The organism is Paenibacillus sp. YAE3 (genome assembly GCF_057546105.1).
Genome location: NZ_BAAIYF010000003.1, coordinates 143,336 through 161,106 on the forward strand (window position 1 = coordinate 143,336; position 17,771 = coordinate 161,106).

At 56.5% G+C, this 17,771-nt stretch carries 17 protein-coding genes; 12 read left to right on the forward strand and 5 right to left on the reverse strand.

Annotated features, from left to right (window positions below):
• The first annotated feature begins 38 nt into the window (after positions 1-38).
• The gene (locus tag AC27KL_RS06675) at positions 39-1,118 is read left to right on the forward strand and encodes a DUF294 nucleotidyltransferase-like domain-containing protein (RefSeq protein WP_487169222.1); all 1,080 of its coding nucleotides are present in this window, start codon (positions 39-41) and stop codon (positions 1,116-1,118) included.
• The gene (locus AC27KL_RS06680; protein WP_036706707.1) at positions 1,115-1,855 is read left to right on the forward strand and encodes an exonuclease domain-containing protein; all 741 of its coding nucleotides are present in this window, start codon (positions 1,115-1,117) and stop codon (positions 1,853-1,855) included. Before AC27KL_RS06675 ends, AC27KL_RS06680 begins: the two co-directional genes overlap by 4 nt.
• Here AC27KL_RS06680 and AC27KL_RS06685 read toward each other — a convergent pair.
• Positions 1,842-2,297 (reverse strand): Mov34/MPN/PAD-1 family protein, encoded by a 456-nt coding sequence (locus tag AC27KL_RS06685; protein ID WP_487169223.1) that lies wholly within the window; start codon positions 2,295-2,297, stop codon positions 1,842-1,844. The two genes, AC27KL_RS06680 and AC27KL_RS06685, sit on opposite strands and share 14 nt — an antisense overlap.
• Before the next feature lie 176 nt (positions 2,298-2,473).
• Between AC27KL_RS06685 and AC27KL_RS06690 the strand changes: the two genes are divergently transcribed.
• A complete protein-coding gene (locus AC27KL_RS06690; protein WP_339321558.1) occupies positions 2,474-3,028 on the forward strand; it encodes a TlpA family protein disulfide reductase in 555 nt (184 codons plus the stop codon).
• Positions 3,029-3,114: 86 nt separating this feature from the next.
• Here the strand turns inward: AC27KL_RS06690 and cimA are convergent, their stop codons facing one another.
• Positions 3,115-4,740 (reverse strand): citramalate synthase, encoded by a 1,626-nt coding sequence (cimA, locus tag AC27KL_RS06695; RefSeq protein ID WP_487169224.1) that lies wholly within the window; start codon positions 4,738-4,740, stop codon positions 3,115-3,117.
• Between the two features lie 206 nt (positions 4,741-4,946).
• Here cimA and AC27KL_RS06700 point away from each other — a divergent pair, with 206 nt between their 5' ends.
• From AC27KL_RS06700 to AC27KL_RS06710, 3 genes are all read left to right on the forward strand, one after another.
• Positions 4,947-6,242, forward strand: coding sequence for a DNA polymerase IV (locus tag AC27KL_RS06700; protein ID WP_487169225.1), 1,296 nt, complete (start codon positions 4,947-4,949; stop codon positions 6,240-6,242).
• Between the two features lie 152 nt (positions 6,243-6,394).
• Entirely contained in the window at positions 6,395-6,643 is a 249-nt protein-coding gene (locus tag AC27KL_RS06705) for a ferredoxin (protein ID WP_487169226.1), read from the forward strand.
• Positions 6,644-6,759: 116 nt separating this feature from the next.
• Positions 6,760-8,190: a L,D-transpeptidase gene (locus tag AC27KL_RS06710; RefSeq protein ID WP_487169227.1), complete on the forward strand. Its 1,431-nt coding sequence runs from the start codon at positions 6,760-6,762 to the stop codon at positions 8,188-8,190.
• Position 8,191: 1 nt separating this feature from the next.
• On the opposite strand, the gene AC27KL_RS06715 is transcribed toward AC27KL_RS06710, so the two are convergent.
• Positions 8,192-8,326 carry a hypothetical protein gene (locus tag AC27KL_RS06715; RefSeq protein WP_281422516.1) on the reverse strand — a complete coding sequence of 45 codons (135 nt, stop codon included), beginning with the start codon at positions 8,324-8,326 and terminating at the stop codon, positions 8,192-8,194.
• 187 nt (positions 8,327-8,513) lie between these two features.
• On the opposite strand from AC27KL_RS06715, the gene AC27KL_RS06720 reads away from it, so the two are divergent.
• From AC27KL_RS06720 to AC27KL_RS06740, 5 genes are all read left to right on the forward strand, one after another.
• Entirely contained in the window at positions 8,514-9,608 is a 1,095-nt protein-coding gene (locus AC27KL_RS06720; RefSeq protein WP_339321553.1) for a quinone-dependent dihydroorotate dehydrogenase, read from the forward strand.
• A gap of 24 nt (positions 9,609-9,632) precedes the next feature.
• Complete coding sequence (gene yjbM, locus AC27KL_RS06725; protein ID WP_036706717.1) at positions 9,633-10,454, forward strand: GTP diphosphokinase; 822 nt, start codon at positions 9,633-9,635, stop codon at positions 10,452-10,454.
• 141 nt (positions 10,455-10,595) lie between these two features.
• A complete protein-coding gene (locus AC27KL_RS06730) occupies positions 10,596-12,146 on the forward strand; it encodes an RsmB/NOP family class I SAM-dependent RNA methyltransferase (RefSeq protein WP_487169228.1) in 1,551 nt (516 codons plus the stop codon).
• Positions 12,143-12,898 carry a pseudouridine synthase gene (locus AC27KL_RS06735; RefSeq protein ID WP_487169229.1) on the forward strand — a complete coding sequence of 252 codons (756 nt, stop codon included), beginning with the start codon at positions 12,143-12,145 and terminating at the stop codon, positions 12,896-12,898. The genes AC27KL_RS06730 and AC27KL_RS06735 overlap by 4 nt, the downstream gene beginning before the upstream one ends.
• Positions 12,899-13,031: 133 nt before the next feature.
• Complete coding sequence (locus AC27KL_RS06740) at positions 13,032-13,832, forward strand: Cof-type HAD-IIB family hydrolase (protein ID WP_339321550.1); 801 nt, start codon at positions 13,032-13,034, stop codon at positions 13,830-13,832.
• 96 nt (positions 13,833-13,928) lie between these two features.
• Here the strand turns inward: AC27KL_RS06740 and AC27KL_RS06745 are convergent, their stop codons facing one another.
• Positions 13,929-15,269, reverse strand: coding sequence for an RsmF rRNA methyltransferase first C-terminal domain-containing protein (locus tag AC27KL_RS06745; protein ID WP_487169230.1), 1,341 nt, complete (start codon positions 15,267-15,269; stop codon positions 13,929-13,931).
• 77 nt (positions 15,270-15,346) lie between these two features.
• Complete coding sequence (locus AC27KL_RS06750; RefSeq protein WP_339321548.1) at positions 15,347-16,492, reverse strand: GGDEF domain-containing protein; 1,146 nt, start codon at positions 16,490-16,492, stop codon at positions 15,347-15,349.
• Positions 16,493-16,636: 144 nt separating this feature from the next.
• On the opposite strand from AC27KL_RS06750, the gene AC27KL_RS06755 reads away from it, so the two are divergent.
• Positions 16,637-17,770, forward strand: a complete 1,134-nt coding sequence (locus AC27KL_RS06755; RefSeq protein ID WP_487169231.1) for a glycosyltransferase family 4 protein — start codon at positions 16,637-16,639, stop codon at positions 17,768-17,770.
• Position 17,771 lies beyond the last annotated feature (1 nt).

Consider the following 17,771-nt stretch of genomic DNA (forward strand, 5'->3'; position numbering starts at 1 on the left):
CGAGTGCAGCATGACGGCTTGACAGGGAGGTATCGGGTATGGAGCCGGTGAAAAACGCGAAACATGAACCGGATTTGGAGCTGATCAGGCATGCGGATACGCGCGAGCAGCTTCGGGAAGGCAGGCGGGCTTGCCAGTCCCGGATCGAATATTTATATGCGGAAATGCCGATTGCAGCCTGGACGGCGCTTGTGAACGACATGCATGACGAGGTGGCCGCCAGGGCGGCTGCGGTGTGCGAGAAGGAACTGAAGGAAGCGGGTTACGGCCCGCCTCCGGTTCCTTATGCTTTGGTCGTGTTCGGCAGCTCCGGCCGCCGGGAATCCACGCCTTGGAGCGACCAGGATAACGGGCTGATCGTCAGCGACGAAGCCCATGGACATAAGGACAAGTATTTCGCCGCTTTCGGGCGCCGTCTGTCCGATCTGCTGGAATATGCGGGATATGAGAAATGCAAAGGAAAGGTTATGTGCTCCGAGCCGGCCTGGAACCAAACGCTTGGGCAGTGGAGACATCGGCTGGCTGGCTGGCATCGGGATCTCAGCTGGGAGAACGTGCGCAACCTGATGATCGCGTCGGACCTGCGCTGGATCGCCGGCGACCCGTCGCTGGCGGCTGCCTGGAAAAGTTGTTTTGCCCATGGCTTGAACGAATCGCCGGAAACGGCGACCGCCATTTTGCGGAATACGGTGAGGCACAAAGCGACGCTGAACATTCTCGGTCAGGTGGTGACCGAACGTTTCGGCGAACATGCCGGCGAATTCGACGTCAAATACGGGGTGTATATACCGCTCGTCAACAGCATCCGCTATATGGCGCTGCAGGAAGGGGTCCATGAAACCTCGACGTTGAAACGGCTTGAAAAGCTGACCCTGCTGGACGGCGGAAACCTTCTGTTTGAAAATTGCCAGCGCGCTTTTTTGACCGCATTGACGCTCCGCGCATCGGCCACATATACGCTCCGGAACGGCGTGTATTCCAGCAGCGGTTATTTGCCGCAGACCGAGCTGAAGCAAAAACCTCTTCTGTATAAGCTGAGGGAAAGCCTGACGACGGTCAGACGCACGCACCGGGCACTGCAAAGAAGGCTGCGTTTTGCGGAGAAGGGGAGACTATGAAGGCTCCGGAACGCGGAAACGGGGGGTTTTGGAGTTTGCTGCGACAAGGAGGCGTCCCGTCCGCGATCGCTTCCGTCATGGGGGGCGCCTCCGCCCAGCAGATGGCTTTTATCCGCTCGCTGATGAGGGAACAGCGCCGCCCGGAAATGCTGCATACCCCTTTGCATAAACTGAAGACGGTCATTTTCGATTTGGAGACGACCGGGTTCAACGTCCAACAGGGCGATGAAATTTTGTCCATCGGCGCTTTGAAGGCCGACGGCCAGCATATCGTGGAAGAAGAACCGTTTTATACGCTGGTGAAAGCCAAGCGACCGGTCCCTCCGCAAATTACGGAGCTTACGGGCATTACGCAGCCGATGATCGACCAGGCTCCGCCGTTGATCGAAGGCCTGCACGACTTTATGCATTTCGTCGGGGACCGGGTGCTGGTCGCCCATGCCAGCGGGCATGACAAAGCGTTCCTGAACGCGGCCTTGTGGAAGACGTCCAAGGTGAATCTCGGCCACCGGGTCCTGGATACGATGATGATCGCCCGTTGGCTCGGCCCCGGCCTTCCGAGCTATTCGCTGGATGCGCTGCTTTCGGAAAAAGGCATTCCGGTTGAAGGCAGGCATCATGCGCTGGAAGACGCGAGGATGACGGCCAAGCTGTGGGTTTCCTATCTGCGGGACATTGCGGAAAGCCGCAAGGCGGAGACGCTCGGCGACCTGTACGCTTGTCTCAGCCATGCGTGACGTCCGCAGGAATCAAATGATATAATCCGTTTTTTCCTTTTTCGATCATATAACCGTTTAGTTCGATTTCGCCGCCCGTTTTTGCGGGACTGCCGATGAGGTACGCGCTGAGCATGCCCGCGAATAAAGGCAGCTGCTGCAGATCTTCATCGGAAGGAACGGGCGGCGAGGAAGGGTGGGAGTGGAACAGGCCGATCAGGCCGCCGCCCCGCAAGCATTCCCGCGTCCATTCCGCCGGGTCCAGGACGAAACGGTGCAGCGGGTCAGGCGCTACGTTGCGAATCGGGGCAAAGGCGTCGATTCGCATGCCGCCCGCTGCAGCTTTACCCCGCAACACGCCGCAGGTTTCATATGGCAGTCCGGAAACAAGGTGTTCGGCGATTTGCCTTCCGCACGAGGCATTGAGCCGGATTTCCCGCCGGACCGTATGAGGATCTGCCAACCGTAGTTCTCCCCTCTCGATGGCCTCTGCTCAATGGAAGCAGAGGTATTTTTTTTTGACGTACGTCCGACGTTTTTCGTTTTTTGGCCATTTTCTGCAAACTATTTGTAAGTTCCGATGAAAAGAGGGTACAATACAGAATAGCCACTACAATACGAAAAGGAACGAAGACATCCATGAAGCGTAATCTATATATTCTTCTTGGCGTCATCGTCTTAATCGGCATCGCGCTTTACCAAAATGCGGGACCCGGCATTCAGGCGGCGTTCCAGCATCAAAAAACGATGCCTACCGAGACGGGGCCCGAAGCCGGGCTGCTTGCTCCCGCATTCACCGCCCAAGGACTGGACGGCAAGGAGTATCATGTGGGCGGAACCCAGGATAAAGCGATTTTGCTGAATTTTTGGGCGTCCTGGTGCGAGCCGTGCAAGCAGGAAGCGCCCGAGCTGAACGCCATTGCCGAGAAATACAAGGACAGCCTGGCCGTTTACGGCGTGAACGTGACCAAATACGACAACAAAAAAAACGCGCAGAAGTTCGTCGATAAATACGGGGTTCAATTCCCGGTCATGTTCGACCTCAAAGCCGACATTTACGAAAAGCAGTATAAAGGGGTCGTTTTCCCGACGAACGTGCTGATCGACAAGCGCGGGGTCGTGCAGGAAGTCGTGCTCGGCATTTTGCCGCAAAAGGATCTGGAGAAAAAGGTAAAAAAACTCATCAACTCCTGACATGCAGACAGGCCTTGCCGGCCGCCATATCAAAAAACCTCGGTGCCCTATGCGGACGTCCGAGGTTTTTTTGCCGTGCTGCCGTCTTAATGATTGACAAGTCCCCGCTGCTCCGAGGCAGGCGATTCCTGCGCATCCCGTTCGTTCAAGGCTTGCCCGAGAAGCGCATACCGCATACTGTCGACCAGCGCCTCCCAGCTCGCTTCGATGACGTTGCCCGATACGCCGACGGTATTCCACGAGTTGTTGATGTCCCTCGATTCGATCAGCACGCGGACTTTGGCCGCCGTGGCGTCCTTTTCGTCCAGCACGCGGACTTTATAGTCGGACAGATGCATCTCTTTGATCGCCGGGAAGTATTGGACGAGCGCTTTCCGCAAGGCGTTGTCCAGCGCGTTGACCGGACCGTTGCCTTCGGCGGCGGTGTATACGTTGTTGCCGGCCACGTTCAGCTTCACGAAGGCTTCGGACACGACCGGCTGTCCTGCCGTTTTTTCGACGAGCATTTTAAAGGATTCGAAGGCGAAAAGCTCCTTCATTTCCCCGCCGGCTTCGCGCAGCAGCAGCTCCAGGGAGGCGTCGGCGGCTTCGAAGGTATAACCTTGGTGCTCCAAATCCTTGATTTTGTCGATTACTTTGCGCGACTGTTCGTTCGCCGGGTCAAAGTCGAGCCCCATATCCTGCGCCTTCGAAACGATGTTGCTTTGCCCTGCCAGGTCGGATACGAGGACGCGCTGCTTGTTGCCCACCCATTCGGGAACGATGTGCTCGTATGTCCTGGAGTCCCGGAGAATCGCGGACACGTGGATGCCCCCTTTATGGGCGAAGGCAGCGTTTCCGACGTACGGCTGGTTCACCGGCATGTTGACGTTGGCGATTTCGCTGACGTAACGGGCGGTGTTCGTCAGCTGCTTCAGGCGCTCCTCGCCGATGCACTCATATCCGAGCTTGAGCTGCAGGTTCGGGATGATTGAGCACAGGTTGGCGTTGCCGCAGCGCTCGCCGTAACCGTTGATCGTGCCCTGCACCTGGCGGGCGCCGGCCTGGACGGCGCTGAGCGTATTGGCGACGGCCAGCTCGCAGTCGTTATGGGTGTGGATGCCGAGATTGGCATCCGGTACGCTTGCATGGAACGCGGCGACGATGCTTCCGATTTCATGCGGCAGCGTGCCGCCGTTGGTATCGCACATGACGAGCCAATCCGCGCCGGCCTCTTTCGCTTTTTTGAGCACGGCGACGGCGTATTCGGGGTTGTTTTTGTAGCCGTCGAAAAAATGCTCCGCGTCAAAAATGACCTCCAGCCCTTTACGCTTCAAATAAGCAACCGAATCGTAAATCATCGCCAGATTTTCTTCCAGCGTCGTTTGCAGCGCGGTATGCACATGGAAATCCCATGATTTCCCAACAAGCGTGGCCGCCTGGGCGCCGGACTCGATGATCCGGTTCAAGTTCGCGTCCTGATCGGCTATGCTGTCCTTGCGCCGCGTGCTGCCGAAGGCGGTGATTTTGGCGTTGAGGCCGAGCTCCCCCACCCGTTTGAAAAATTCGATGTCCTTGCTGTTGCTTCCCGGAATCCCGCCTTCAATATATGAAACACCAAGTTCATCGAGCTTTTTGGCAATTTTGAGTTTGTCGTCCGCCGACAAGCTGACCCCTTCTCCTTGAGTGCCGTCGCGCAGGGTTGTGTCGAAGATGGATATGGACTTTGACATGAAAGCGTCCTCCTTTGGAAGTCTTATGAATTCGTTTTTGGTTTTAGCGGGAATCTAACGATCCACATATATAGTAAATTATTATAGCATTTTTACGCGGGAATGTAACAAAGAATTCCGTGTTTTTCGCGGGTGCCCCATTCTTGACCTGTTGCCGGGGGAACGTTATGCTGAACGTAACGAAATTTTCGAAGGTGAGAAGGCTCATGAATAGGGACGTAGACGCTTATTATCCAACGAACGGAAGGGTCATTTTGCATGTGGATATGAACGCTTTTTACTGCTCGGTCCATGAGGCGGAGGAGCCGGACAAGTACCGCGGCAAACCGACGGCGGTGGCCGGGAGCATCGAGCTGCGCAAAGGCATCATCGTCACCTGCTCCTATGCGGCAAGGCAAAGGGGCATTTCGACCGGCATGCACGTCAGCCGCGCGCTGAAGCAATGTCCGGAGCTGATCCTCATCAAGCCGGACTTCCATTTATACCGCAAATATTCGAAAGCGTTCATGAAAATCGCCTACTCCTACACCCCGCTGATGCAGGCGACATCGATCGACGAATGTTACCTCGACATTACCGGTTCGAGGCAGTTCGGCACGCCGCAGCAGATCGCGGAGGAAATTCAAAGGCGGATCGACGAGGAGCTCGGCCTGCCGTGCTCGGTGGGCATCGCTCCGAACAAGCTGCTGGCCAAAATGGCATCCGACATGAAAAAGCCGCGCGGCATTTCCGTGCTGCGCATTCGCGACGTCCCGCGCCTGCTCTGGAACAAGCCCTGCGGCGAATTGTTCGGCATCGGCGGCAAAACGGCCGAAAAGCTGCGTAAAATCGGGATCCATACGATCGGGCAACTAGCAAAAACCGACGAAGAGGCGCTGATCCGCACGTTCGGCGTGATGGGCGCGTGGATGAAGCAGGCGGCAAACGGCATCGACCATTCGCCCGTGCTGGAGGAACGCGAGCCCAATAAGTCGATCGGGCATACGACCACGCTGCCGGCCGACATTCAGGAACGCGAGGACGTCCATAGGGTGCTGCTCAACATCAGCGACCAGGTCGCGCGCCGGCTGAGGCGGCAGGGGCTTGTCGCAGGGGGCGTCCAAATCACGATCCGGACCCCGGACATGAAAACGATCACCCGCAGCCGCATGCTGGACACGCCGACGGAGAACGCCGGCGACATCTACGATGAAGCCCGGCGCCTGTACGCGGAGCACTGGAGCTGGGATAAGCCGGTGCGGCTGCTCGGCATTACGCTCCAGCACTTGACGCCGAAAAGCGAAGCCGCGATCCAGCTGGACCTTTTCGAATATGAAAAACAGCCGAAAAAAGAAATGCTGACGCAAACGATGGATATGCTCCGCAACAAATTCGGCGAAAACGCCGTGGTCACGGCCGGCATGCTGGGGGACGATCCGTCGGTGCTGCTGCGCAACCATAAGGTGCGGGGAACTTCGCTTCAAATGGATTTCGTAGGCAAAGACGGGCTGGATCTTCCTTGATTCCCATCGATATTTATCAAATATCCGGCAGCGAAAGCGACATTGATCATTGGCATTTTGCCCAAGGTGGATTAAGATAGGTCTGGCGGCCGCATCAGGCCAACTTGAAACGCTCGCGTTTGACGTTTGAAAGAGGAGGCTCTCAAGAAATCATGGCGAAATACTGCTGGGTAGACAAAGATACATGCATTTCCTGCGGGGCATGCGGGGCTACGGCGCCGGACATTTTCGATTACGATGACGAAGGTCTCGCCGAGGTTGTCTTCGGCGGAGACGGCAATGAAGGCATGACCGAAATTCCGGAGGACCTGTTCGACGATATGCAGGATGCGGCGGACGGATGTCCGACCGATTCCATTAAGGTAGCGGACAGCCCTTTTCGCGTCCCTGTCGAGAAATAAGCGTAAGAGGAAGCTGCTGCGACACCCCCTTTCCGATCCGTCAGGGAAGGGGGTGTTTTTTTTGACGCCCCGACCCGATATATATAGAAAAGACGTTGTGAGGGATGGAGGACCCCGTGAGAAATTCACTTTATTTGAAAAAATACGTCCAGATGCACCCGGATAACAAAATGGGATGGTATTTGCTGGGCAAGGAGTACGAAAAAGAAGGGCAGCTGGGCAAGGCGAATTACTGTTTTAACCGGTCCGGCGGCATCTATGAAGCGTTCGAAACGAGCAAAATGCCATCCGATATATGGAAGGAATACGAGCAAAGGCTGCTGCAGCAGGCCGAGGAAAGGGAACGGCGTTCCGTTCGGCTGCGCCGCTTGCTGGTGGCCGTCATGGTTTTGCTGCTCGCTTTGGTCCCCTCGGTGGATGCGCCAAGCCAGCATCGGAAGGCGCAAGAAGCGCCGGCCGTTCATCGGCCCGATCCGGCTGCCGGTAAGGAGCAGGCGCAGGCTGACCCGCAAGGAGGCGGCAAGGAGCCGGTGACGGAGGAAGGGGCGGTCATGTTTACGGCCGTTAAGGAAGGCGGTTTGGAAAAAGGCGTGACGCCGATCGCGCCGGGGCCGTTAGCCCACCCCAAGCTGCTTGGAAGCCGGCTGGCCATCCTGGAAATGAAAAAACAGGGGAACTGGCTGGCGTGGAAGCGCCGGCTGCCGGTCGGATATACGCTTGAAAACAAAGGTTCGGGAGCGGTCGCTTACCAGTCATACGATCCGAAAACGTGCAGCTGCCGCCCGGAGGATGGGGACAAGCTGGCCAAAGCCGCGTCCGCCTGGACGGAGAAGCAGGAGGAGCTGGCGCTGTTGAACAGCGCGATTCGGGCATATCAAAGCCAAACGGGTCAATACCCCGAAAAGCTGGAGGATTTGGTGCGCCCGTTTCCGGACAACTGGATTTCCGGGACGACGGAAGGGATGAAGGAAGCGTTCCTGCCTCTAGTGCAGCGGGCGCGGGCGGAAGCGGCGGGACAGAAGCAGGATTCTCCGGACGCCGCAAAAGGAGGCGGGGCCGCGGGAAAAGGGCCTTTCGCCGATACATGGGGAGGCGGGCCTTATTTCGACGCCCCGTTGACCATTCTCGTGGACAAGCAGAACCACCGCCTGGCCGTCGTGAGCGGAAACGTTATGCTGCGGAATTATAAGGTCGGACTCGGGGGCAAGCGGACGCCTGAGGGCCGGTTTGCGATCACGGACAAAGTGATGAATCCGAATGGACGCGACGACGGGGAATTCGGCAGCAGGGGGATGCAGCTTTCGGACACCAATTACGCCATCCACGGCACAAACGAGCCGGATAGCGTCGGAAAGGACGAATCCCAGGGCTGCATACGGATGAGCAGAGCCGATGCGGAGGAATTGTTCGACCTGGTGCCGATGGGGACGCCGGTCATCATTAGCAAAGGGGGCCTGCCCGATGAACTGCTCGCTCCGCAGGAGAAGTTCCGCACGAAGCGGGAGCAGGATCAGACAAACCCCCGTAAAACATACCACTGGCTGTAAATCAGGTGTTCCAAACAATCAGCACGACGATCAGCAGAATGAGAAGCAATAAACTAAGGCCGGACCAAAATATCGCCTTTCTGTTCACTTCTTCTTTTTTTTGCCGAAGTGTCGGAGGCTTGCGTTTGGTTGCCATACCGTTCTACCCTCTTTCTATCGATTTTCGGTGGACACCTCAATTGTAATGGGTTTATCCCCAAAAAACCAGCGGGACAAGGGGAGAGGCGGCGGAAGAAAGAAGGCAAAAAACTTTTCTTTTACCCCGGAAAAGGATAAACTGGAGAGTAGAGAAAAAACTTGCGGATGGAGAGGAAGAGTAACTGGTGCTGTACCGAAACGTGGCAAAACCGATTTTTTTTAAGATGGACCCGGAAAAAGCGCACCATTTGGTGATCGGAGGATTACATACGGCCGGTTCCTTCCCGGGAGGCTCCGGTTTTTTGAGAAGCATGTACGGCGTAACCGAAACGCCTGATCTGGCGGTCGATTTGTTCGGACTTCACTTTCCCACACCGGTAGGATTGGCGGCGGGACTGGATAAAAACGCGGCAGCAGTGGAAGGGTTCTCTTCCATCGGATTCGGATTCATGGAGGTGGGGACGGTCACGCCGAAAGGGCAACCCGGCAACGATCGGCCCCGCCTGTTCCGCCTGCCTCCGGACGAGGCGCTGCTGAACCGGATGGGGTTCAACAACGAAGGGGCGGAAGCGATGGCGGGCAGACTGTCCCGGCTGAAAACAAGGCCCGTTCCGGTCGCCGTCAATATCGGCAAAAACAAGGTGACTCCCAACGAGGAAGCGTACAAGGATTATCAGGCTTGTCTTCGGACGCTGTATCCGTACGGCGATTTTTTCGTCGTGAACATCAGCTCGCCGAACACGCCTGATTTGCGGAATTTGCAGTACGGCAGCGAGCTTTCCTCGCTGATGGCGCATATTATGGAAGAGATGCGTCTGCAGGCGCAAAAGCACGGCAAATCCAAACCGATTCTCGTCAAAATCGCTCCGGACGTCACCAACGAGGAGCTCGAGATGATGGTGGACGCCCTTTCCGCGAGCGGGATTTCCGGCATTATCGCCACAAACACGACGATCGGGCGGGACGGGCTGACCCATCCGAACAAAAAGGAAACCGGGGGAATCAGCGGCAGACCTCTCCGCGCGCGTTCCACGGAAGTGGTTTCGCGCGTCTACAGACAGACGGCCGGCAAGCTGCCGATTATCGGATCGGGAGGCATTTTCAGCGCGGAGGATGCGTATGAAAAGATCCGGGCCGGAGCCAGCCTGGTCGAAATATATACAGCTCTTATATACGAAGGGCCCGAAGTGAACCGCCGGCTGCATGCCGGACTCAGGGAGCTTCTGCGCCGTGACGGATTTTCGCATATTTCCGAAGCCGTAGGAGCGGACCATCGCTGAGGGTGACAGACAGGAGGCATGTGAATGGACGGCAGGGATTGGGGATTATTTTTGCTACCGTATGAGCAAGCCGTTGAGGAACTGAAAGTGAAATTCAAAACGATGCGCGCCGAACTCAAAAAACGCGAAGAATATGCGCCGATCGAGTTCGTGACGGGACGCGTCAAACGGATTTCCAGCATCTTGGAGAAGGCGAAGCGGCTGAACGTCCCGATGGACCAGCTGGAGACCGGCATCGAGGATATCGCCGGGATTCGCATCATGTGCCAGTTCGTGGAGGATATCCGGCGCGTGGCCGAATATATCCGCAACCGCAAGGACCTGAAGCTCTTATACGAAAAAGATTACATTACCAATTACAAAGAAAGCGGCTACCGCAGTTTTCATATGATCGTGGAATATCCCGTGCAAACGGCGCTTGGACAGAAAAAGGTGCTTGCCGAGATCCAAATCAGGACGCTTGCGATGAACTTTTGGGCGACGATCGAGCATTCTTTAAGTTACAAGTACCGCGAAATGCTGCCGGAGGACGTGCGCAGACGCCTGCAGAAAACGGCGGAAGCGGCGGCTATTCTGGATAATGAAATGTCGGGCATCCGCGAAGAAATATTGGAGGCGCAGAAAAAATTCGAGGACGATTCCAACGTGACGTCCCAGGTGCTGACCTTGATTCACCAGCTGTATTTTTATCATCTCGTCAACGAGGCGATGGAATTCCAAGAACGGTTCAACCGGATCTGGTCCAGCCAAGACGGCCGCCCCGACATGGATGAGATGAAGCAGCTGCTCGAAGAAGTCAAACGGGTGATGGCGGGATGCCGCAAGAACGACTCGCAAGAAGACTAGGCGCCGGCTTCCGAAAAGCCTGTTGTCAATGCGAACATCATCCATACGTTCAACCTGCTGTCTTAGGAACAGCGGGTTGTTGTTTTTGATGGTGCATAAGCGAAACCGATTTTAACAAGACAGAACAGGATGATGAGAAACATGGCATTACAGCTGCCTGCCGCTTTTCAGGGGCGCATGAAGTCGCTGTTGCAGGATCAATACGAACGTTTCATCGCTTCATATGACCATGATCCGTACAGCGGAATCCGGGTCAACACGTTAAAAATATCCGTCGGCGACATGCTGGCATCGAGCCCTTGGCAGCTGAAGCCGATTCCTTGGTGCGAAACGGGCTTTTATACGGAGCCGGGCGACCGGCCGGGCAAACATCCCTATTATCATGCCGGGCTGTATTATATCCAGGAGCCCAGCGCGATGGCGCCCGTGGAGCTTTTGGATGTGCGTCCCGGCGACAAGGTGCTGGACCTTTGCGCGGCTCCCGGAGGCAAGTCGACCCAAATTGCGGCCAAGCTGCAAGGGGAAGGACTGCTGGTCAGCAACGACCTGAACCAGGAACGGACGAAGGCGCTGGCGAAAAATCTGGAGCTTTACGGGGTGAGAAACGGCGTCGTGCTTCAGGAGCATCCGGAGCGGATCGCCGCCAGCTTCCCGGCCTTTTTCGATAAAATCCTCGTGGATGCCCCCTGCTCGGGCGAAGGCATGTTCCGCAAGGACGAGGACATGGTTCGCCAGTGGACGGAAGAATCGCCGGACAAATACGCCGCCATGCAGAGGGAAATTTTGAAATCGGCGGCCAACATGCTGAAGCCGGGCGGACGGATCGTTTATTCCACCTGCACGTTTTCTCCCGAAGAAAACGAGGCGATCATCGCCGAATTCCTGCTGGAGCAACCATGTTTTAACGTCGCGCCGCCTCCGGGCGGGCTGTTCGCTTCGGGAGCCGTCGACTGGCTTCGCGGCCATATGGGGGAATCCGATCAAATCCCGGATGACATCTGGGAGCAGGCGGAGCAGACCTCCCGTTTATGGCCGCATCTGATCGAAGGCGAAGGCCATTTCGTGGCCGTGCTGCAGCATGACGGAACCGGCACGGACGAGCCCGGCCGTTTTCTGGCTGAGACAGATCGCGGTTCCTCGGGCGGGGCACGTTTGGACGGCAAAGGCAAGAACCGGAAGGACCGGAGCCAGGGAATGCCCAAAAAAGGCAAAGGAACGGCAAAAAAGCCGGCCGGGGATGATCCGGCCGCCCAGCTGGAAGCCTACGGAAATTTCGTGCGCGACCATCTTGGGTTCGTTCCGGGCGGGCATACGATCATGTTCGGCCAGCATGTCTATCAATCGCCGCTTCCTCCGGGAGCATTGGACGGGCTGAAGGCGGTTCGTCCGGGGTGGTATATGGGCGATGCCAAAAACGGCCGCTTCGTGCCGGCCCATCCGCTGGCCACCGCCCTGCGCCCGCAGGAGTTTTGCCGCGTGCTTTCCTTGTCGTCGGAAACGGGCGAGGCGGTCCGGTATTTAAAGGGCGAAACGCTGAACGTCGAAGCGGACCGGATCCGCTGCACGGACGGGGTCCTGCCCAAAGGATACGTGCTTGTATGCATCGACGGCTATTCGGCGGGGTTTGGCAAATGGCAGGACGGAATGCTGAAAAACGAATACCCGGCAGGGTGGAGGTGGACCTCGGCGTGAGCGCAAAAGGGAGAAATACGCTGCGATTGGACAAGGCGCTGACCCATTTGGGGTATGGGAGCCGAAGCGACATCAAAAAATACGTGAAACAGGGCCTGATTACGGTAAACGGCGTCCGGGCCAAAGACAGCGGGATGCATGTCGATCCGGAAACGGACGTGGTCCTGCTGGACGGGGAGCGGATCCATTACAGGGAGCACATCTACGTGATGCTGCATAAGCCGCCCGGCGTCGTATCGGCGACCGAAGACAACCGGGACCGGACCGTGCTGGATTTGCTGGCGCCCGAGTATTTGGCGTTCGAACCTTTTCCGGTGGGGCGGCTCGACAAGGACACCGAAGGGCTGCTGCTGCTGACCAACGACGGAAAGCTGGCGCATGAGCTGCTCTCCCCGAGGCGGCATGTGCCGAAAACCTACATGGCATTGGTGCTCGGAGAGGTTGGAGAGGCGGACGTCGCGCGGTTCGCCGAAGGGGTTACGCTGGACGACGGCTACGTGACGCAACCCGGAGAGCTTGTCGTGCTAGGGCACGATCGTCAAGGGGAAGAGGTCGTCTCTCGGATCGAGCTGACGATTCATGAAGGCAAGTTCCACCAGGTCAAGCGAATGTTCCAGTCGGTCGGCAAAAAGGTGGTCTATTTGAAACGGATCCGCATGGGCCGGTTGGAACTGGATCCTTCGCTGCAGCTCGGGGAATACCGGGAATTAACGGAAGACGAACTGGCCATGCTAACAGGCCCGCAGGATTAAAGCGCAGTAATAAACGGCTTGCGCGCAGATGGCTGGATGACGTTTCTGTATAAAGCAAAGGAATGGTTTTTTGCATCAATCGAAGGGGTTTCAAGCCAAATCCCTAAAATAGAGAAGAAGGATGGGTGGAGACATGAAATACAAGCTGATCGCTCTCGACGTCGACGGAACGCTGCTGAACGACAACCATGAACTGACCGAGCAAACGAAACAAACCATTCAGGAGGTATCGCGAACCGGAGCGGAAATCGTGCTCTGCACCGGGAGAGGCCCGCAAAACTCGATTCCGTTCATGGAAGAGATCGGGCTTAAAGGTTATGTGATCAGCCATAACGGGGCGGCGACGGTGGACGTCGTCACGAAGGAAGTCGTGCACCAATTCGCCATGGATACGAAAGCGATCCAGCCGTATATGGATTATTTCCGCGATAAAAAGGTTCATTTTGACGTCAATACGGCATTTCGCATGTATGTGGACGACGTGGACGGCATGGCCGTCGAGGTCCGCAGCATGTACGAGAATTTCCTGATGCTGCCGGCCAACCTGCCGCCGATTCAAGAGCTGGGCGAGCCGGTCGTAAAGGTGACGGCATTCGATTACGCCGACGTGCTGGACAAGGTCCATGAGGAAATCGGCAAATGGACGCCGGAATTCAACATTTTGCGAAGCGGCGAATATTTCCTGGACCTGATGCATCCGGACGCATCGAAGGGCAACGCGCTCAAGCAGCTGGCGGAACGCCGCGGGGTGCGCCCCGAAGAGGTGCTGGCGATCGGCAACTACTATAACGATATCACGATGCTGACCTTTGCGGGCATGGGCATCGCCATGGACAATTCCCCGTTGGAAGTGAAAGCGGCGGCCAACGAGGTAACCGCCTCGAACAACGAAGACGGCGTGCATGCGGCTTTGCTCAAATACTGCTTGTCTTGATGGAGTAACGGATATATAAAAAAACGAAGGTACCTGAAGGCTTGTCCGCAAGCCTTCAGGTACCTTCGTTTGTTAAGGGAACGCGTTCCCTTCGCATCACAATTGGCGGAGTCCTTTCGGATAATGATTTTTCAGCTGCCCTCCGCTGGCTTTGCCCCAGCCGACCGGAAGGCCGTCCACCGTAACGAGCGTCCAGCCGCGGAGATCGGCCGCAACGGGCAGCGTCTCGCCGCGCAGATAGGCCGCCGCCTCCGGCCCGTCCGCTTCCAGAAGGAGCCGCTGCTTGGCCTGTTCGGGAGCCAGCGCCATCGCAAGCGCATGGGCCGGTTCGACGCGGTTTTTCTTCAAGTGGGCCAAATGAAGCCCGGCCCGGGGAACCTTCAGCCCGTCGATCGGCAGCGGTTCGGTGGAGGGGAGTAGATACAAGGCTTCCCCGAACAAGACGGGCGTTCCCGCCGGCGGGACGAATCCGGGAAGCTCCTCCGCCGCCCAGGAGGCAAAGTCGCGATACGCCGCCAACTCCGCTTTGTTTTTGCCCTTGTCTTGCGGTTTGCGGGTTCGTTTTTGCTTTCCCGTCCGCTCTACGTCATCCTTTTTGCGCAGCACGGCCACGAAATGCCCTTCTCCGTTTTCCTCATGCGGCCACAGCCGTTTCATGGAGACCAGCTCCATATCCGGATAGGCGCTTGTGAAATGCGCCATCATCTCCTCGTTTTCGCTCAGGTTAAACGTGCAGGTCGAATAGGCCATCGTGCCTCCGGGTTTCAGCATCAGGTAGGCATGGTCCAAAATGTCGCGCTGCCGCGCGGCGCAAAGATCCACCATGGCCGGAGACCATTCCGCCAGCGCGTTCGGATCTTTGCGGAACATGCCTTCGCCCGAGCAAGGCGCATCGAGCATGATCCGATCGAATGCCTCGGGAAACCGGCGGGACAGCTCGTCCGGCGGGGCGCAGGTGACCACGCTATTTGCGATGCCCATCCGCTCGACGTTTTCCGCAAGGATTTTGGCGCGTTCCGGATGGATTTCGTTGGAGACCAGCAGCCCCCGGCCGCGCATTTTGGAAGCGATATGGGTGCTTTTGCCTCCGGGAGCGGCCGCCAGATCCAGCACCGTTTCGCCCGGCTGCGGATCGAGCATCTCCACCGCCGACATGGCCGAAGGCTCCTGGATGTAGTAAAGTCCGGCCTGGTGGTAGGGATGTTTGCCCGGACGCGCGGATTCGTTGTAATAATAACCGGTCGAACACCAGGGAACGGGCTTCAGGTCGAACATTCGGATCACGTTTTCCTGAAGCGCGGCCGTGGCCTTGGATTCATTGAAGCGCAATCCGTGGGTTCGCGGAAGATCGTAGGAGTGCAAAAAGGCGGGGAGATCCCCGCCCAGAATAGATTTCATTTGTTCAATGTACGCGGAAGGCAGCGATTCTTTGCCCATCGTTTAAGCTCCTTTTTGCAGTTTTCGTTTCGTAATGCCGCGATGGCCTGAAAGTTTTTTATGGTTAGGGAGTTGCCTCATGAGCCGGTTTCCTCCGCCGGTTCTTTTTTCGAGGAGGGCGTGCGGTAAGGCGACACTTTGTTTTTGCCCGTCGTTTTGGACCGGTACATCGCTTGGTCGGCTTGTTTGACCAATTCCTCCGCGGTACCGTTTTTGCGGAGCGAGCTGTAGCCGATGCTTAAGGTGACGATCGTTTCTTCGGCGACCCGGGCGCGGATCCGTTCCGCGATTTGGGCGGGATTAGCCCGTTTGTCCACGATCAGGGCGACAAGCTCCTCCCCGCCGAAACGGCCGCTGAGGCCGACCTCGGACACTTCCTCGTCGATGATCGCCGCCACCTGCTTCAATACCTGATCGGCACGTTGGTGGCCCTCGGTATCGTTCAGCTTTTTGAAATTGTCGATGTCGCAAAAGATCATCGATACCTTGACGCCCTGCTCCACATATTTGTTCAACTGTTTCATGAAAAAGCGGCGGTTATACAGATTCGTCAGTCCGTCGGTGATGGAGGAACGGTAAATCGACTGCATCAGCTCGACGATCCGCTCGAACAGAATCAGGAACACGATCGTGTAATACGCAAGCGGAAGCCAGACCGTCGCGGCGTCGATCCATGCGGCATGCCAGCCGGCGTAACGCGCCAGCATCCCGACAGCCACGTAGACGAAGTAGACGCCGATGCCGGCAAAATATTTTCCGCGCTGCCCGATCCGCGGCAGAATGAATGAAATGCCTGCATATAAGATGCCCAATTGGTAGACATCCAAGTAGATTTTCTGCCATCCGGTCCCTCCGAACGGCATGACGTAAGAGACCAGCGGCACGAGAAACAGCAGCGCAAGCGATGCAAAAATCAGATACGAGGATCGGCTCATTCGGCGGTAAAGCTGAAACACGGCCAGGTTGAGCAGCAGGAACGAAAAAATTTGCAAATCGGCGATCCGGGAATAGCTCCCGCTCCGGCTGCTTGCAGGCGACAAGGCGAAATGGATGTTCAGACCTTCGTATGTCATAATAAATAGAAAGGCGACGATCATCGACACATAGGCCTTTTTCCGCTGCTTGCTGTACATAATGAGGCACATCATCGTCATGATGAGTATGATATAGAAACAGCATGCCGCAGCAATGCCGGCCGAAACGGCGTAGGGTGATCCGGACATGAAAGGCGTCATCCTCCAACGGCTCCCGAAATGGTTTTCCTTTACTGAAACATATGTTCCAATATATCATAATTTCGAAGATCCCGAAACGAGTGGACAGCACAAAAACAGATAGAAAGAGATACTAGAAAGGGGCGTTTCCCCATGAGATTACTGCAAGCACTTTTTTTCCCGCCGGAGCAGCCGGGCGGCGTATCCTCGATGATTCCGTACATGCAGGAGCGTTTTCAATCCTCGAGATGGGACATGGAAATGTTCTGGCTTCCGAAGCGGATCCGGAACAAGGGGCATGAAGACGTCCGGTTCGAAACCTTTGACTGGACGGAATACGGCGACTATCCTATCGTTCAAAAATACATTCAAACCTACAAGGATTATTTATGGTGGACGAAGCTTCGGATCCAAAAGCCGTACGATCTGATCCACGCCCACCATCCGATCGCGGGCCTCGCCATGAAACAGGCGTTTCCGGACGTGCCGCTTATCCAAACTATCCATTCCAGCTACGAAAGAGAACTGATTTTGAACGGGAAAATCAAGGCGGACGGCCCCGAGCACCGCTTCCTGGTGTCCTTGTACCGCGAGCTGGAGCTGAAAAGCGAACGGATGCTGACCGTTTCGCGTTCGTTTGCGGATTATCTGGGAGCCTACGTGGATTATCCGGAGCGCATCGCCGTAACTCCGAACGGATTCGACGAGAAACGGTTTAAGCCGGTTCCCCACGAAAACGACGTTCCGCAGCTGATCACCGTCTGCCGGCTCGTCCCGGCCAAAGGACTTGACGTCCTGCTTAAAGCGTGCGCGGAGCTGAAAAAGAAAGGGCTCGATTATGTCCTGCATATCATCGGCGACGGTCCGTACCGCACTGAGCTTGAAACGCTGGCCAAGCAGCTCGGCATTTACAATGAAACGATATTTTACGGCTATACGCTGCACCCCGAAGAGTTTATGCCGTTTTTCGATATTTTCGTTCTGCCTTCCCGGGCGGAAGCTTTCGGTTCGGTATTTGCCGAAGCGGCACTCAGCTGCCTGGCGCTCGTCGGAACGAACGTCGGCGGGATTGCCGAGCAGATCGAGGACGGCGTCAACGGCCTTCTCGTTCCGCCCGAGGATTACGTCGCGCTCAGCGAGGCGCTGGAGAAGGTCATCGCCGACCCGCTTTATCGTTACGAACTGGCGCGTTCGGCCTGGGACAAAGCCAAAAGCCATTATTCGCTGACCCATGCGGTTAATGAACTGAAGAAATTATATTTACAATACTCACCCGTGAAAGAGTGAT

Excerpts from the sequence above, each read along its gene's own strand:
- AC27KL_RS06675 (WP_487169222.1), top strand. The coding sequence starts at position 39 with ATGGAGCCGGTGAAAAACGCGAAACATGAACCGGATTTGGAGCTGATC.
- AC27KL_RS06680 (WP_036706707.1), top strand. The coding sequence starts at position 1,115 with ATGAAGGCTCCGGAACGCGGAAACGGGGGGTTTTGGAGTTTGCTGCGA.
- AC27KL_RS06690 (WP_339321558.1), top strand. The coding sequence starts at position 2,474 with ATGAAGCGTAATCTATATATTCTTCTTGGCGTCATCGTCTTAATCGGC.
- cimA (WP_487169224.1), bottom strand. The coding sequence starts at position 4,740 with ATGTCAAAGTCCATATCCATCTTCGACACAACCCTGCGCGACGGCACT.
- AC27KL_RS06700 (WP_487169225.1), top strand. The coding sequence starts at position 4,947 with ATGAATAGGGACGTAGACGCTTATTATCCAACGAACGGAAGGGTCATT.
- AC27KL_RS06705 (WP_487169226.1), top strand. The coding sequence starts at position 6,395 with ATGGCGAAATACTGCTGGGTAGACAAAGATACATGCATTTCCTGCGGG.
- AC27KL_RS06715 (WP_281422516.1), bottom strand. The coding sequence starts at position 8,326 with ATGGCAACCAAACGCAAGCCTCCGACACTTCGGCAAAAAAAAGAAGAA.
- yjbM (WP_036706717.1), top strand. The coding sequence starts at position 9,633 with ATGGACGGCAGGGATTGGGGATTATTTTTGCTACCGTATGAGCAAGCC.
- AC27KL_RS06730 (WP_487169228.1), top strand. The coding sequence starts at position 10,596 with ATGGCATTACAGCTGCCTGCCGCTTTTCAGGGGCGCATGAAGTCGCTG.
- AC27KL_RS06740 (WP_339321550.1), top strand. The coding sequence starts at position 13,032 with ATGAAATACAAGCTGATCGCTCTCGACGTCGACGGAACGCTGCTGAAC.
- AC27KL_RS06745 (WP_487169230.1), bottom strand. The coding sequence starts at position 15,269 with ATGGGCAAAGAATCGCTGCCTTCCGCGTACATTGAACAAATGAAATCT.
- AC27KL_RS06750 (WP_339321548.1), bottom strand. The coding sequence starts at position 16,492 with ATGTCCGGATCACCCTACGCCGTTTCGGCCGGCATTGCTGCGGCATGC.
- AC27KL_RS06755 (WP_487169231.1), top strand. The coding sequence starts at position 16,637 with ATGAGATTACTGCAAGCACTTTTTTTCCCGCCGGAGCAGCCGGGCGGC.